General features: G+C 71.8%; 11 protein-coding genes. 9 read left to right on the forward strand and 2 right to left on the reverse strand.

Going from position 1 to position 15,593, the window contains the following annotated elements; all coding sequences use genetic code 11:
- Positions 1-38 precede the first annotated feature (38 nt).
- The 3 genes from mfd to C6Y14_RS07105 all read left to right on the forward strand — a co-directional run bounded on the left by mfd (position 39) and on the right by C6Y14_RS07105 (position 5,425).
- Complete coding sequence (gene mfd, locus C6Y14_RS07095; protein WP_107015630.1) at positions 39-3,578, forward strand: transcription-repair coupling factor; 3,540 nt, start codon at positions 39-41, stop codon at positions 3,576-3,578.
- 307 nt (positions 3,579-3,885) lie between these two features.
- A complete protein-coding gene (locus C6Y14_RS07100) occupies positions 3,886-4,602 on the forward strand; it encodes an HNH endonuclease family protein (RefSeq protein ID WP_107015631.1) in 717 nt (238 codons plus the stop codon).
- Between the two features lie 79 nt (positions 4,603-4,681).
- A complete protein-coding gene (locus C6Y14_RS07105; protein WP_199854654.1) occupies positions 4,682-5,425 on the forward strand; it encodes a GNAT family N-acetyltransferase in 744 nt (247 codons plus the stop codon).
- A 97-nt stretch (positions 5,426-5,522) separates the two neighbouring features.
- Here C6Y14_RS07105 and C6Y14_RS07110 read toward each other — a convergent pair whose 3' ends face one another.
- Positions 5,523-6,269, reverse strand: a complete 747-nt coding sequence (locus C6Y14_RS07110; RefSeq protein WP_107015633.1) for a hypothetical protein — start codon at positions 6,267-6,269, stop codon at positions 5,523-5,525.
- A gap of 194 nt (positions 6,270-6,463) precedes the next feature.
- Here C6Y14_RS07110 and C6Y14_RS07115 point away from each other — a divergent pair, with 194 nt between their 5' ends.
- The 5 genes from C6Y14_RS07115 to C6Y14_RS07135 all read left to right on the forward strand — a co-directional run bounded on the left by C6Y14_RS07115 (position 6,464) and on the right by C6Y14_RS07135 (position 12,615).
- Complete coding sequence (locus C6Y14_RS07115; protein ID WP_107015634.1) at positions 6,464-8,518, forward strand: N-6 DNA methylase; 2,055 nt, start codon at positions 6,464-6,466, stop codon at positions 8,516-8,518.
- A 142-nt stretch (positions 8,519-8,660) separates the two neighbouring features.
- Positions 8,661-9,257, forward strand: a complete 597-nt coding sequence (locus C6Y14_RS07120) for a hypothetical protein (protein WP_107015635.1) — start codon at positions 8,661-8,663, stop codon at positions 9,255-9,257.
- A gap of 38 nt (positions 9,258-9,295) precedes the next feature.
- Entirely contained in the window at positions 9,296-10,777 is a 1,482-nt protein-coding gene (locus C6Y14_RS07125) for a serine/threonine-protein kinase (protein WP_263973030.1), read from the forward strand.
- 154 nt (positions 10,778-10,931) lie between these two features.
- Positions 10,932-11,579: a SurA N-terminal domain-containing protein gene (locus C6Y14_RS07130; protein ID WP_107015637.1), complete on the forward strand. Its 648-nt coding sequence runs from the start codon at positions 10,932-10,934 to the stop codon at positions 11,577-11,579.
- Positions 11,580-11,628: 49 nt separating this feature from the next.
- Positions 11,629-12,615 carry a nucleoside triphosphate pyrophosphohydrolase gene (locus tag C6Y14_RS07135; protein ID WP_404828725.1) on the forward strand — a complete coding sequence of 329 codons (987 nt, stop codon included), beginning with the start codon at positions 11,629-11,631 and terminating at the stop codon, positions 12,613-12,615.
- 105 nt (positions 12,616-12,720) lie between these two features.
- Here C6Y14_RS07135 and C6Y14_RS07140 read toward each other — a convergent pair whose 3' ends face one another.
- Positions 12,721-13,953, reverse strand: a complete 1,233-nt coding sequence (locus C6Y14_RS07140) for a globin domain-containing protein (RefSeq protein WP_107015639.1) — start codon at positions 13,951-13,953, stop codon at positions 12,721-12,723.
- 171 nt (positions 13,954-14,124) lie between these two features.
- Here C6Y14_RS07140 and C6Y14_RS07145 point away from each other — a divergent pair, with 171 nt between their 5' ends.
- On the forward strand, positions 14,125-15,420 hold the full coding sequence (locus C6Y14_RS07145) for a cytochrome P450 family protein (RefSeq protein WP_107015640.1): 1,296 nt from the start codon (positions 14,125-14,127) through the stop codon (positions 15,418-15,420).
- The last annotated feature ends 173 nt before the right edge of the window (positions 15,421-15,593 follow it).

The following is a 15,593-nucleotide window of genomic DNA, read 5'->3' on the forward strand; positions in this document are numbered from 1 at the left end:
TTGCCCCAGCTCCTCGGATCCTCGGACGGAAACCCTTCATGAGCCTGCACGGTCTGCTCGACGCCGTCGTCAAGGACGCCGCACTCACCGAAGCGGTGAAGGCCGCCGGCGACGGCAACCGCATGCACGTGGACCTGGTCGGCCCGCCCGCCGCCAGGCCCTTCGCGGTGGCGGCCCTGGCCAGGGAGGCCGGCCGTACGGTCCTGGCGGTCACCGCCACCGGCCGCGAGGCCGAGGACCTGGCGGCGGCCCTGCGCTCGCTGCTGCCGCCGGACAGCGTCGTGGAGTACCCGTCCTGGGAGACGCTGCCCCACGAGCGGCTTTCCCCCCGCAGCGACACGGTCGGCCGCAGGATCGCCGTCCTGCGCAGGCTCGCCCACCCGCGCCCCGACGACCCGGAGACGGGGCCGGTCTCCGTGGTGGTCGCTCCCGTGCGCTCGGTCCTCCAGCCTCAGGTCAAGGGCCTGGGCGAGCTGGAGCCGGTCGCCCTGCGGACCGGCCAGAGCGCCGACCTCGGCGACATCGTGAAGGGCCTGGCGGCAGCGGCGTACGCCCGGGTGGAGCTGGTGGAGAAGCGCGGCGAGTTCGCCGTACGCGGCGGGATCCTGGACGTCTTCCCGCCCACCGAGGAGCATCCGCTGCGCGTGGAGTTCTGGGGCGACGACGTCGAGGAGATCCGTTACTTCAAGGTCGCCGACCAGCGGTCCCTTGAGGTCGCCGAGCACGGACTGTGGGCGCCGCCCTGCCGTGAACTGCTGCTCACGGACGACGTACGGGCCAGGGCGGCGGCGCTGGCGGAGGAGCACCCCGAGCTGGGCGAGCTGCTCGGCAAGATCGCCGAGGGCATCGCGGTCGAGGGCATGGAATCTCTCGCTCCGGTCCTCGTCGACGACATGGAGCTGCTGATCGACGTACTGCCCGAGGGCTCCATGGCGCTGGTGTGCGACCCGGAGCGGGTGCGTACGCGCGCCTCCGACCTGGTGGCGACCTCGCAGGAGTTCCTGCAGGCGTCCTGGGCGGCGACGGCGGGCGGCGGCGAGGCCCCCATCGACGTCGACGCGGCTTCTCTCTGGTCCATCGCGGACGTCCGGGAGCGGGCCCGCGAGCTGGACATGATGTGGTGGTCGGTGTCGCAGTTCGCGGCGGACGAAACGGACGTTACGGGTGACGCGGACACCCTGAAGCTCGGGATGCACGCCCCCGAGACCTACCGCGGCGACACCGCGAAGGCCCTCGCCGACACCAAGGGCTGGCTCGCGGACGGTTGGCGCACGGTCTTCGTCACCGAGGCGCACGGCCCGGCGGCCCGCACGGTCGAGGTGCTGGGCGGCGAGGGCATCGCGGCCCGCCTGGAGTCGGACCTCGGCGTACTGACCCCCTCGGTCGTGCAGGTGTCCTGCGGCTCGATCGACTACGGATTCGTCGACCCGGCGCTCGGACTCGCCGTGCTCACCGAGACCGACCTCACCGGGCAGAAGGCCGCCGGCAAGGACGGCGCCCGGATGCCGGCCCGCCGCAGGAAGAGCATCGACCCGCTGACGCTGGAGACGGGCGACTACATCGTCCACGAGCAGCACGGCGTCGGCCGCTACATCGAGATGGTCCAGCGGACCGTGCAGAGCGCGACCCGCGAGTACCTCGTCGTCGAGTACGCGCCCGCCAAGCGCGGCCAGCCCGGCGACCGCCTCTACATCCCCACCGACCAGCTGGAACAGATCACCAAGTACGTCGGCGGCGAGGCCCCGACCATGCACCGCCTCGGCGGCGCCGACTGGACGAAGACCAAGGCGCGCGCCAAGAAGGCCGTCAAGGAGATCGCGGCGGACCTGATCAGGCTGTACTCGGCCCGGATGGCGGCCCCCGGGCACGCCTTCGGCGCGGACACGCCGTGGCAGCGCGAGCTGGAGGACGCCTTCCCGTACACCGAGACGCCCGACCAGCTCACGACCATCGCCGAGGTCAAGGACGACATGGAGAAGACGGTCCCGATGGACCGGCTGATCTGCGGCGACGTCGGTTACGGCAAGACGGAGATCGCGGTCCGCGCGGCCTTCAAGGCGGTCCAGGACGGCAAGCAGGTCGCCGTCCTCGTGCCCACGACCCTGCTGGTGCAGCAGCACTTCGGGACGTTCAGCGAGCGCTACTCGCAGTTCCCCGTCAACGTACGGGCCCTGTCGCGCTTCCAGTCCGACACCGAGGCGAAGGCCACCCTGGAGGGGCTGCGGGAGGGCTCCGTGGACGTGGTCATCGGCACCCACCGGCTGTTCTCCTCGGAGACCAAGTTCAAGGACCTGGGTCTGGTCGTCGTCGACGAGGAGCAGCGGTTCGGCGTCGAGCACAAGGAGCAGCTGAAGAAGCTGCGCGCGAACGTGGACGTCCTGACCATGTCCGCCACCCCGATCCCGCGCACCCTGGAGATGGCGGTGACGGGCATCCGCGAGATGTCGACGATCACCACCCCGCCGGAGGAACGCCACCCGGTCCTGACCTTCGTCGGCCCCTACGAGCAGAAGCAGATCGGCGCGGCGGTCCGCAGGGAGCTGCTGCGGGAGGGCCAGGTCTTCTACATCCACAACCGCGTCGAGTCGATCGACCGGGCCGCCGCCCGGCTGCGCGAGATCGTGCCGGAGGCGCGGATCGCCACCGCCCACGGCCAGATGTCCGAACAGGCCCTGGAGCAGGTCGTCGTCGACTTCTGGGAGAAGAAGTTCGACGTCCTCGTCTCCACGACGATCGTCGAGTCGGGCATCGACATCTCGAACGCGAACACGCTGATCGTGGAGCGCGGCGACAATTTCGGCCTCTCGCAACTGCACCAGCTGCGCGGCCGGGTGGGCCGTGGCCGCGAGCGCGGATACGCCTACTTCCTGTACCCGCCGGAGAAGCCGCTCACGGAGACCGCCCACGAACGCCTCGCGACCATCGCCCAGCACACGGAGATGGGCGCGGGCATGTACGTGGCCATGAAGGACCTGGAGATCCGCGGCGCCGGAAACCTGCTGGGCGGCGAGCAGTCGGGCCACATCGCCGGAGTCGGCTTCGACCTGTACGTACGCATGGTGGGCGAGGCGGTCGCGGACTACCGCGCCTCCATGGAGGGCGGTGTCGTGGAGGAGGCGCCCCTGGAGGTCAAGATCGAGCTCCCGGTCGACGCGCACGTCCCGCACGACTACGCGCCGGGCGAGCGGCTGCGCCTGCAGGCCTACCGCGCGATCGCCTCGGTCAACTCCGAGGACGACATCAAGGCCGTACGCGAGGAACTCGTCGACCGGTACGGGAAGCTGCCCGAGCCGGTGGAGAATCTCCTCCTGGTCGCCGGACTGCGGATGCTCGCGCGCGCGTGCGGGGTGGGTGAGGTCGTCCTCCAGGGCAACAACATCCGCTTCGCACCGGTGGAGTTGCGGGAGTCGCAGGAACTGCGGCTCCAGCGCCTGTACCCGGGCACCGTCATCAAGCCGTCCGCCCACCAGGTCCTGGTCCCGCGCCCGAAGACGGCGAAGGTCGGCGGCAAGCCGCTGGTCGGGCGGGAACTGCTGGGGTGGACGGGCGAGTTCCTGGCTTCGATTCTGGGGTCGTAGAACGGCGCAGGACGGCGCAGGACGTCGTAGAACCTCGACGCCGGGCGTCGGAAAGGTGCGACGGGAACGTGTGAGGGGCGCGATCCGGGACAGCCGGTCTCCGGGAGTCGAGGGTGCCTCACCGGCGGCTGATGAGGGGTGCGCACGGTGCGCACCACCTCCGTCGCGCCGGTTGTGCGCCACTTGCTCACCAAAGTAACCATACGTACCTTTCGCGCCTTCTCTCCCAACCACCGGGCCAGTACGGTGAGATGAAGGAAGACCGCCCTCCCGGGGCGGGCAGGGCAGGTAAGAAGAAGGAGCGCCCGTGACGTTCTGGACCAGGACCGCCGGTGTCGCGGCCCTGTTGCTCGCCGCGACCGGCTGCACCGCGGAGACGACCGGTGCCGCCGGACCCCAGGAGCCGGCGGCCGCGGGCGGAGCGGCCCTCACCGCGGTCGACTCACTGACCGTCAAAGGCCGGGCGCCCAAGACGGGTTACGACCGGGACAAGTTCGGCACCGCCTGGGCCGACACCGACTCGAACGGCTGCGACACCCGCGACGACATCCTCAAACGCGACTTGAAGGAGGTGACGTTCAGCGACGGCGACTGCAGCGTGCGATCGGGGACGCTCGATCCCGACCCGTACACCGACACGGACGTCACCTTCATACGCGGCGGGCGCAGCGAGGTCGACATAGACCATCTCGTCGCCCTGTCGGACGCCTGGCAGAAGGGCGCCGGGAAATGGGACGCGAGCAAGCGGATAGCGCTGGCCAACGACCCGCTGAACCTCCTCGCCGTCGACGCCGGACGCAACCGCAGCAAGGGTGACGGGGACACCGCGACCTGGCTCCCGCCGCACAAGGCGTACCGCTGCACGTACGTGGCCCGGCAGGTGGCCGTGAAGAAGAAGTACGAGCTGTGGGTCACCGACGCGGAGAAGGCCGCGATGAAGAAGGTGCTGGCCACCTGCCCGGGGCAGAAGCTCCCCACGGGCGGGACACCGACGCGGGCGCCGAGCCGGTTCCACGCGGACTGACGGAGGCGCTCCGTGCGAGGCGGTTCCGTGCCGGAAAAGCGGTTTCACCGGGGCCGGTGCGGTGCCTACCGTGTCCGCCATGGTGCTGAGAATCGCGAGCCTCGCCGAGCGTCCGGAGATGTACGACGCGGTGGTGGGGATGGCCGACACCTGGCCCGAGTTCATCCGCAACGACCTCGTCGGCAACGCGCACTACGGCCGGATCGCCGGGGAACTGCCGGAGTACGTGCTGTTCGCCGAGGACGAGGGCGGTGACGTGGTCGCGCACGCCTACAGCGTGCCGTTCGCCCTCGGGGACGAGGGTCCGGGCGTGCTGCCGGCCCGGGGCTGGGACGAGGTGCTGGTGTGGGCGTTCGGTGACCTGCGCAAGGGCGTCGCGCCCGACACCGTCAGCGCCATCTCGATCGTCGTCGCCCCGCACGCCCAGGGCACCGGCCTGTCGGCGCGGATGCTCTCGGCGATGCGCGACAACGCCCGTGCCAGGGGATTCGGCGAGGTCGTCGCGCCGGTGCGGCCGAGCGCGAAGCATAGAGAACCGTGGGCGGCGATGGAGGAGTACGCGTTCCGGACGCGCGAGGACGGGCTGCCGCACGACCCGTGGCTGCGGGTCCACGTCAGGGCGGGCGGGCGCATCGAGGCGGTGGCACCGGCGTCGATGACCGTCGCCGCGTCGCTGGACGAGTGGCGGGAGTGGACGGGGCTGCCGTTCGACAAGGAGGGCCGTATCGAGGTGCCCGGCGCGCTGGTGCCGGTGCACTGCGAGCCGGCGCTCGGGTACGCGGTGTACGTCGAGCCCAACGTATGGGTACGGCACGCCCTTTGAGACGTGCCCCCCCGTGGGCACGCCTCGCCGGGTTCTCTCGCCGGGCTTTCGCGCTGAGCCTTCGCGCCGGGCCTTCGCGCCGGGCCTCCGGAGCCTGTCAGCCGCCCAGCGCGTCCAGGTCGAGGATCTTGCCCTCGGGGGTCTCGGCGGGGACCGGTGTGTCGAAGTCGCCGAAGGTGACCGTGCCCGGGTCCTTGGCGGACTTGCTGACGACCTTCAGCAGGTAGGGCTTGCCCTCGGTGGCGACGGACAGCGTGTACGTGTCGTTGCCGTCCTTCTCGTGCAGGACGATCGCCGGGGTGCCGTCGACCGTGGTCGTCCTTCCGCGGGTGGCGTCGGAGCTGACGTCCTGGAAGTCCGCGAGGACGGTGTCGAGGTCGCAGAAGCCGGCGATCTCCTTGGCGTCCGAGCCCTTCGCGGACATCTTGGTCCACTTGCCGGCCAGCATGGCCACCACGCCGTCCGTCTCCTCCTTCGGCGCGTCCTCGTCCTGGGCGCGGAGGAACTTCTCGTCGTACTTCATGTAGAGGGTGTCGCCGGTCATGATCAGCTGGGCCTCGCCCTCGCCGTCGGCGCTCATCGTGCCGGCGCACCGGCCCTTCTTGTCGAGGGCCATGTCGAGGTCGATGCGGCTGCCGTCGTCGTCGACGATGTCGCCCTTCATGCGCAGCGACGAGGCGTTCGAGGTGGCCTCCACGGCCCGGTCGGCGATCTCACCGCCGGTCAGCCCGGCGAACGGGCCCTTCGGCTTGCTGTCGGCCTTGTCCTCGCCGGGCAGGCACCCGGTGAGGGAGGCGGTGGCCGCGGCGGCCAGGCAGAGGGCGGCAAGTGCGGTGCGACGCATGACGGTTTCCTTCAAAGTCGAGGTGGTGGGTCAATCACAGCAGAGCTTGTGAACCGAGTCAACACGGTTCACAGGGATGGTTGTGTACACGGCCGTGAATGGGTAGACCTTGCCTACGTCGTTATGCTCGACGCCACACCTGGGACGGACGTCGCACCGGACGGACGTCACACCGGACGACGGGAGTTGAGCGGGTGCAGGAGAACGGGACAGAGGTCACCGCGGCCGGGATCGCCCGGCTCGCCGGAGTCGGCCGCGCAGCCGTCAGCAACTGGCGCCGCCGCCACGCCGACTTCCCCAAGCCCGTCGGCGGCACCGAGACCAGCCCCTCCTTCGCGCTCACCGAGATCGAGGACTGGCTGCGCGCCCAGGGCAAACTGGCCGAGGTCCCCCTGCGCGAGCGCGTCTGGCAGCAGGTCGCCGGACACCCGCACGGCCCGGTCACCGCACTGATCCACGTCGGCTGCGCTCTCCTGCTCGTCCACGACCGGCCCACGGTCTGGCTGGAGGTGAGCGCCGGCTCCGACGCCCGCCTCGCCGAACTGCTGCCCGCCCCCCTCGACCAGGTCCTCACCCCGCGCTTCGGCGCGATCCGCAAACGGGCCGTCGCCACACCGACCGCCGACCGACTGCGGGCGTCCGCACCCCTGTTGCGCGCCGCGGCCGAACTCGCCGCCGAACTGGACGCGCGCAAGGCGTACGAGTTCCTGCTCGGCCGGCACCTCGACGCGAACCCCCGGCAGTACACGCTCACGCCGCCCGGCCTCGCCGCCCTGATGGCCGACCTCGCCGGACCGGCCACCACCGTCCTCGACCCGGCATGCGGCACCGGCGCCCTGCTGCGCGCGGTGGCGGCCGCACAGGGCACGTCCGCCCCCGAGGAGCAGCACCTCGACGGCCAGGACAGCGCACCCGAGCTGGCGGCCCTGACGGCACTGCGCCTCGCCCTCCACACCCGCGCCGTGGTCCGCACCGCGGCGGCCGACACCCTGCGCGAGGACGCGTTCAACAGCCTCCGGGCCGACGCCGTCGTGTGCCACCCGCCGTTCAACGAGCGCAACTGGGGGCACGACGAACTGGCCTACGACCCCCGCTGGGAGTACGGCTTCCCGGCCCGTACGGAATCGGAACTGGCCTGGGTGCAGCACGCGCTGGCCCGCCTCAGGGAAGGCGGTGTCGCCGTCCTCCTGATGCCGCCCGCCGCCGCGTCCCGCCGCTCGGGCCGCCGTATCCGCGCCGATCTGCTGCGCCGCGGCGCCCTGCGCGCGGTGATCGCCCTGCCGCCGGGCGCGGCACCCCCGTACAACCTCCCCCTGCACCTGTGGGTGCTGCGCAGGCCCGCCCTCGGCGCACAGACCGCGCAGCCCGAGGTGCTCCTCGCCGACACGGGCGTGTACACCGCGGACAGCCGCGGCGGCCTCGACTGGCAGGCCGTGCGCACCGCCGTCCTCGACGCCTGGCGTCCCTTCGACCGCACCGGCACCGTGGCGGAGCAGCCGGGTCTCAGCCGCTGCGTGCCGGTCATCGAACTCCTCGACGACGACGTCGACCTGGCCCCGGCCCGCCATCTGCCGCCCTCCGCGGCCGACGGCGGCGCGGAGCAACTGACCGACGTGCGCCGGAGCCTGGGCGAGACCCTCCGGCTGACCGACCGTCTCACCCCGCCTCCCGTCGAGCCGCGCCCGCCCGTCCGCCGGCCGCTCACCACGATCGGCGAACTCGCGCGCGGGGGCGCACTCCAGCTGCGTACGGGAGGAAACGGCGGCCACGCGCGTGTGCCCGTCCTCACCGACCATGACGTCCTCGCCGGAGCGGCACCTTCCGGGTCGCTGCCCGAGAGCGACGAGGAGGCCGAGCTCACCGAGGCGGGGGACGTCGTCGTGCCCGTGCTCGGCGGCGGCTCCGTCGCACGCGTGGTCGACGAGGCGACCGCGGGCGCGGCCCTCGGCCGCAACCTCGTGCTGCTGCGGCCCGACCCGGCCGCGCTCGACCCGTGGTTCCTCGCCGGTTTCCTGCGGGGCACCGCCAACAACCGCCAGGCCAGCAGCTACGCGTCCACCGCGACCCGGCTCGACGTACGCCGCCTCCAACTGCCCCGGCTGCCCCTGGAACAGCAGCGTGTCTACGGCGAACGCTTCCGCGCGCTCGCCGAGTTCGAGGAGACGCTGCGGCTCGCGGGACGCCTCGGTGAGCAGCTGGTCCGCGGCATGTACGACGGCCTGACGGACGGCACGGTCGAGCCCGGCTGAGGCCCGTGGGACGGACGCGGTGACCAGCCCGACAACGGTTCGGTACAACCCTGGACCAGTTGTCCTTGTCGGCCTATACGCTCGGACTCCGCACTTGTACGTCCCTACTCCGTCCGTCCCCATCAGGCTTCCAGGAGCAACCATGCAAGGCCACGGCCCCGCGCTGCCGGTGAAGCCGCCACCCCCGACCGGGCTGCTGGTCCTCCTGCGTGTGCTCTTCGTGGGGATCGCCGTGTGCAGCTTCGGCCTGCTCGGCTGGGTGATGATGCTGCGCCTGGCGCTCGTGACCCGCAAATCGCTCGACTGGGGCCTCCTGGTGGCCACTTTCGCGGCCGAGGCACTCGGTCTCGTCCTGATCGGCACCGAGCCCGGCGAGGAGATCCACACCCCGGGCGGATGGACGGGCCTGGCCCTGCTCGTCGGCTCCCTCGTCCCCGCGATCTCGTACTACCTCGCGGCGGAGATCCGCCACTTCCACACACTGGAGTACGCCCACCGGACGTACGCGGGCGGCGGGCAGCTCCCGGCGCACACCTACGGCTACCCGCAGCCCCCGTACGCCGCCGCGACCGGACCGCACACGCCGGTGCCGCAGATGGCTCCGACACCCCGGCCCCCGTCCTCCGCGCCGACTCCGACCCCGCCGCCGCAGCGCCCCGCGCCCGCCCGGATCGACCAGGTGCGCGCCGAGCTCGACGAGCTGAGCGACTATCTCCGTAAGCACGAGGACGGCAGGTGACCGTGGCGTCGGGGCGGGTGATCACCGGGCGCTACGAACTGTCCACGCTCATCGGGCAGGGCGGCATGGGCCAGGTGTGGACGGCGTACGACCAGCGCCTCGACCGGCGGGTCGCCGTGAAGCTGCTGCGGCCCGACAAGGTCGCGGGCCAGGAGGCCGACGAGCTGCGCCGCCGCTTCGTGCGCGAGTGCCGTGTCACCGCGCAGGTCGACCACCCCGGCCTGGTCACGGTCCACGACGCGGGCAGCGAGGGCGAGGAACTGTTCCTCGTCATGCAGTACGTCGACGGGGCCGACCTCGCCGACCACCTCGCCGAGCACGACCCCTACCCGTGGCAGTGGGCCGTCTCGGTCGCCGCGCAACTGTGCGCCGTGCTCTCCGCCGTGCACGCCGTGCCGATCGTCCACCGCGACCTCAAACCGCGGAACGTGATGATCAAGCAGGACGGCACGGTCACCGTCCTCGACCTCGGCGTGGCGTCCGTGATGGACACCGACACCACCCGCCTCACGCACACCGGTTCACCCATCGGATCGCCCGCCTACATGGCCCCCGAGCAGGCGATGGGCGGCGCGGTCGGCCCGTACACCGACCTGTACGCGCTCGGCGTGCTGCTGCACGAACTGCTCAGCGGGGACGTGCCGTTCTCCGGATCGACCGCCCTCGGCGTGCTGCACCGCCACCTCTACGAGCCGCCCCTGCCGGTCCGCCGGCTGCGCCCCGAGGTGCCCGAGGCGCTCGAAGCCCTCGTGCTGCGACTGCTCTCCAAGGACCCCCAGCACCGCCCCGACTCCGCGCAGGAGACGTACGAGCAACTGCTGCCGCTGCTCCCCGCGCGCGGGATCCCGTCCGGCGGGCCGCTCGACCCCACGCGCCCCTTCCTGCGCCCGCACGCCCCCTGGCCGGACCGCGCCCGCACCCCCGCGGCACAGCCGCAGGCCTCGCCCGCCGTCGAGAAGCCCGATGTCGCGGGAGCCGTCGACGAGGTCAAGCGGCTCCTCGGCGAGGGCCGCATCACCCAGGCCGTCGACATCCTCGGCCAGATACTCCCGGCAGCCGCCGCCCAGCACGGTGAGCACTCACCGGTCGTCCGCACCCTGCGCAAGCAGTACGCGGCCACGCTGATGGACGACGGCCAGTACCGCCGCGCCCTGCCCGAACTGCGCCGCCTCGCCGACGAACGCGCCACCGAGGCGGGCCAGGCCGACCCGCAGTCCCTGCGCTTCCGCTACGAGGCCGCCCAGTGCCTCGAACAGCTCGGCGAACCGGCGGCGGCCCTCGCCGAGTACCGCGCGCTGCTGCCGTACTACGAGAACCAGTACGTCGCCCAGGACGCCGAACTGTCCTTCGAGGTACGCCGCCGCATCGGCCATCTGCTCCTCGCGCTCGGCGACCGGGCCGCCGCCCACGACACACTGGCCCGGCTTCGGTACGACGTCGAACGGCTGCGGGGCCCCGGCCATCCGCTCGTCGGCGACATCGGCCGGACCCTGCAGTGGCTGGGCCAGGTCCGCGGCTGAACCACGCGCGCGTGGGACGGTGCCCGATGTGACGGTGCCCGAAGTCCAGGCGAATCGTTGGGTCGAATGGGTGGCCGAGAGCCGGTCCCCTGCCTAACATCGATCACCGCAAGACTTTGTGCACCGTCGCACAATCTCCTACAGGAGGTTTTCCTTGCACCGCCGCCGTCGCACCGCGTTCCTGCTCACCGCCGCGCTCACCGCCGCGGCCCCCCTCTTGACCGCCTGTGGCAGCGACGCGCATCCCGGTGCCGCGGCCGTCGTCGGCGACGACCGCATCACGGTCTCCCAGCTGGAGAACCGGGTGAACGAGGTACGTTCCGCGCAGCGGGCCGCCACCACGGGCGAGGCGCAGTACGAGCAGGCCATCTCCAAGTCCGGCGGCCTCACCCGCGACACCCTGCACGGCATGGTCCTCGACCGGGTGCTGCACCGCGCCGCCGACGACGCGGACGTGAGCGTCACCCGCAAGGAGATCCAGCAGGCCCGCACCGGACTGGAACAGCAGGCCGGCGGCGCGAAGGCCCTGGAGGTGAGCTGGCTCCAGCAGTACGGGGTGCCGCCCGAGCGGCTCGACGACAACCTCCGCGTCCAGATCGAGGCCCAGAAGCTCGCCGCCGCACTCGGTACGGACACCAGCCAGCCGGCCTTCTGGAAGGCGCTGTCCGACGCCTCCAAGAAGCTGGACGTCGACCTGAACCCCCGGTACGGCAGCTGGGACGTCGAGAAGAGCAGCCGCGTCGACGCCAAGCTCCCGTGGGTACGCGACATCACGGTGGCGGCGAGCCAGAAGCCGGCGTGACCGTCACGGATCCGCCCCGTCCACAGGGCGTGACCTCGATGTCGGTGGCGTGGGTTACGTTCGAGGGGTGAACGCATCCAGCCCCGGGCGCATCGTCCTGCTCACCACCAGCCACCGTGTCGCGCCCGGACTGCTGTCCTGGCCCGCCTGGCAGGCGCTGCACGGCGCCGACCGCGTCCTGTGCGCGGACGGCGCCCATCCGCAGCTGCCGTATCTGCGCGAGGCGGGCATCGAGGTCGAGGAGACCGCGCCCGACGCCCAGGAGCTGGTCGACGCCTGCGCAGGGGGGCGTACGGTCACCGTCGTCGCCACCGGCGAGGGCGAACCGCGCCTGACCGACGGCCTGGCCTGGCTGGCCGGTTCGGGTCGCGTCCGGATGCCCGACCTCGAACTGCTCCCCGCCTCGTACGACCTCCCGGGCGCCCGTCTCCTCGACCTAGTCCAGGTGATGGACCGCATCCGCCTCGAATGCCCCTGGTCGTCGCAGCAGACCCACAAGGGCCTCGCCAAGTACGGCATCGAGGAGGCGTACGAACTGGTCGAGGCGATCGAGGAGGGCGACCGGCACGAGCTGCGCGAGGAGCTGGGCGACGTACTGCTCCAGGTCGTCTTCCACTCCCGGATCGCCGAGGAGGGCAGCCCGGAGGACGGCTCGGAGCCCTTCTCCATCGACGACGTCGCGGCCGGCATCGTCACCAAGCTGATCCACCGCCATCCGCATGTGTTCGGCGACGAGACCGCCTCCACACCGGAGGAGGTCAAGGAGCACTGGCTGCGCACCAAGGCCGAGGAGAAGCAGCGGACGTCGGTCACGGAGGGCGTCCCGCTCGGCCAGCCCGCCCTGGCCCTGGCCGCCAAACTGGCCTCCCGCGCGCGCACGGCCGGCCTGGACACCCCCCTGCCCCAGGGCGAGGGAATCGGCTACGAACTCCTGGCCCTGGCCGCCCGCGCGGAGGAGTCCGGCGTGGACCCGGAAGCATCCCTCAGAGCAGCCGCCCGCACCTACCGGGACGCCATACGAGCAACGGAGTCCTGAGCCCGACGCACAAGGCCGGGGCGCAGCCCCGCCTTCCAGGGGCGCGGGGAACGGCGCGACCAGCCACGACGCACCCGCAGACAACACACCACCCCTAGCGGAGCGTCACCGCGGACGGGGCCGCCGCAGCAACCAGGCCCCCGGCCCCACCCCCCGCTCGCGAGCGGGGGACCGCCCCGTCGCCGGGAGCTCGTCGAAGAACACCCGAGACGGCTCCGCCCCGAGCCCGGGAAGCACCGCGGAGATCTCCGCGACCAACCCCCGCGGTCCCGCCAGATACACATCGTGCCGAGCCCAGTTCGCCCGGTTCCCCAGAGCCGTCAGCAACCGCTCCGTGGCCTGGGCCCTCGGCCGCCCCGGCGCGGGCGTGAGCACGGTGACGTCCAGCCAGGGCACCCGCGTGCGCAGCCCGTCGAGCACGGCCCGGTCGTAGAGGTGTGCCACATCGCGGGCGACGACGAAGAGCCGCGCCTCGTCGTACGCGCCGGGCGCCCGCCCCAACTGCTCCAGCAGCGCCTTCACCGGCGCCCACCCGGTACCGGCCGCGATGAAGGTGAGGGGCCGCTCCACGGGCGTACGGAGCGTCAGCCGGCCGCCCGGCGCGCCGAGCCGCAGGACATCGCCCTCCCGTGTGCGCCGGACCAGTTCGGGCGACAGCGCGCCGCCCGGGACGAGGCTGACGTGCAGATCGAGGGTGCCGTCGCAGCGGGGCGCGTTGCCGACGGAGTACGGACGCCACACGCCCGGGACCCGGGGGCTGCCGACACTCACGTACTGGCCGGGAAGGTGGGGGAGGGGCCGGTCCGGCCGGAGCGTCAGCACGGCCAGATCGTCCCCGTGCCCGGCGCGTCCGGTGCGCCCCGCGCACCCGGGTGGCCCGGTGCGGCCGACGACCTCGGCGTCCCACCAGGACGGCTGCCCCTGGCTCTCCGACTCGCCCGCGCCCTCCAGCATGGCGTCCGTGACCAGCGCGTACGCCTCGCCCCAGGTCTTCTCCACCTCCGCGCTCCACGCCGACCCGGACACGGCGGCGAACGCGGCGATCAGGCTGTCTCCCACGGCCGTGTAGTGCTCGGGGCGCGCCAGGTACTTCCGGTGGTCCCGCCCCAGTTCCCGCAGGTACGCGTGCAGTTCCGGCCCCTCCAGACGGGCGACGACGAGCGCCAGGGCGGTGAACAGCCGGTCCCGCTGGCGTTCCTTGTCCTCGGGGGAGTCCAGCGGGAACAGGGCGCGGACATCGGGGTGGTGCCAGAACAGGTGCGAGTAGAAGTACGTGAGCGCGAACTCGGCCCGCCTTTCGACGACCGCGAAACTGGTCCGGAGTATCTCGGGGTCCACGCTCGCGAATGTAGATAGCCGGAGAGGCGGACAGTCAAGAGAGGGAACATTCACGGACAGCCCGGCATCAACCACGTAAAGCACTCGCAGTCGCGGTCGGCGCGGGAGGGTGGGCGCGGGCCGCCAGGACACCGGGCGGGCCCCGGCCGCCCCTCCCGATACCGTCGAGGAGTGACCGAAACGCCTGCACAGCCGCCCGCGCCGACCACGGGACAGCCCGTCCCCGAACTCTTCAGCTGGGAGTTCGCCACCGATCCCTACCCGGCGTACGCCTGGCTCCGTGAGCACGCTCCCGTGCATCGGACGAAGCTGCCCAGCGGGGTGGAGGCGTGGCTCGTCACCCGTTACACGGATGCCAAGCAGGCGCTGGCCGACGGCCGGCTCAGCAAGAACCCCGCCCATCACGACGGGACCGAGCACGCGAAGGGCAGGACCGGCATCCCGGGCGAGCGCAAGGCCGAGCTGATGACCCACCTGCTCAACATCGACCCGCCGGACCACACCCGGCTGCGGCGGCTCGTCAGCAAGGCGTTCACACCCCGGCGGGTGGCCGAATTCGGCTCCCGGGTGCAGGAGCTGACGGACCAGCTGATCGACGGGTTCGCCGGGAAGGGGGAGGCGGACCTCATCCACGACTTCGCCTTCCCGCTCCCCATCTACGCGATCTGCGACCTCCTCGGCGTCCCGCGCGAGGACCAGGACGACTTCCGCGACTGGGCCGGGATGATGATCCGGCACGGAGGCGGGCCCAGGGGAGGCGTCGCCCGGTCGGTCAAGAAGATGCGCGGCTACCTCGCCGAACTGATCCACCGCAAGCGCCAGGAACTCACGGACGTGCCCGCGCCGGGCGAGGACCTGATCTCCGGTCTGATCCGGGCCTCCGACCACGGCGAGCACCTCAGTGAGAACGAGGCCGCGGCGATGGCCTTCATCCTTCTGTTCGCCGGTTTCGAGACCACCGTGAACCTCATCGGGAACGGCACCTACGCCCTGCTCACCCATCCCGGACAGCGGCGGCGGCTCCAGGACTCCCTCGCCGCCGGTCACACGGACCTGCTCGCGACCGGCGTGGAGGAACTGCTCCGCTACGACGGGCCCGTGGAGCTGGCCACCTGGCGGTTCGCCACCGAACCGCTCAGCGTCGGCGGGCAGGACATCGCCGCCGGTGACCCCGTACTCGTCGTGCTCGCGGCGGCCGACCGCGACCCCGACCGGTTCGAGGACCCGGACACCCTCGACCTCTCCCGCCGTGACAACCAACACCTCGGTTACGGCCATGGCATCCACTACTGCCTGGGCGCGCCCCTCGCCCGGCTGGAGGGCCAGACCGCGCTGGCCACGCTGCTGACCCGGCTGCCCGACCTGCAACTGGCGGGAGATTCGGCCGATTTGAGGTGGCGTGGCGGGCTCATCATGCGTGGATTGCGCACGCTTCCGGTGGAGTTCACCCCGGTCGCGAAGTCTTGACGGAAGTCGACCGAAGTCATGGCGGCCGTAGCACCGAAGGCGACGGAAGGTGAGACTCCGTCAACTCTGTGATCTTCACGTTATCTACGCTGCACCGACTTGTGACAAGAGTTCGAGTGCCGCTACGTTCACCCATCAATGCGGCAGGTCCGCCCGTCGCAGCAGTCACGAGC

The sequence above is a fragment of the Streptomyces dioscori genome (assembly GCF_003024195.1).
Taxonomy (GTDB): Bacteria; Actinomycetota; Actinomycetes; order Streptomycetales; family Streptomycetaceae; genus Streptomyces; species Streptomyces dioscori.

Excerpts from the sequence above, each read along its gene's own strand:
- mfd (WP_107015630.1), top strand. The coding sequence starts at position 39 with ATGAGCCTGCACGGTCTGCTCGACGCCGTCGTCAAGGACGCCGCACTC.
- C6Y14_RS07110 (WP_107015633.1), bottom strand. The coding sequence starts at position 6,269 with ATGCGTCGCACCGCACTTGCCGCCCTCTGCCTGGCCGCCGCGGCCACC.
- C6Y14_RS07105 (WP_199854654.1), top strand. The coding sequence starts at position 4,682 with ATGGTGCTGAGAATCGCGAGCCTCGCCGAGCGTCCGGAGATGTACGAC.
- C6Y14_RS07120 (WP_107015635.1), top strand. The coding sequence starts at position 8,661 with ATGCAAGGCCACGGCCCCGCGCTGCCGGTGAAGCCGCCACCCCCGACC.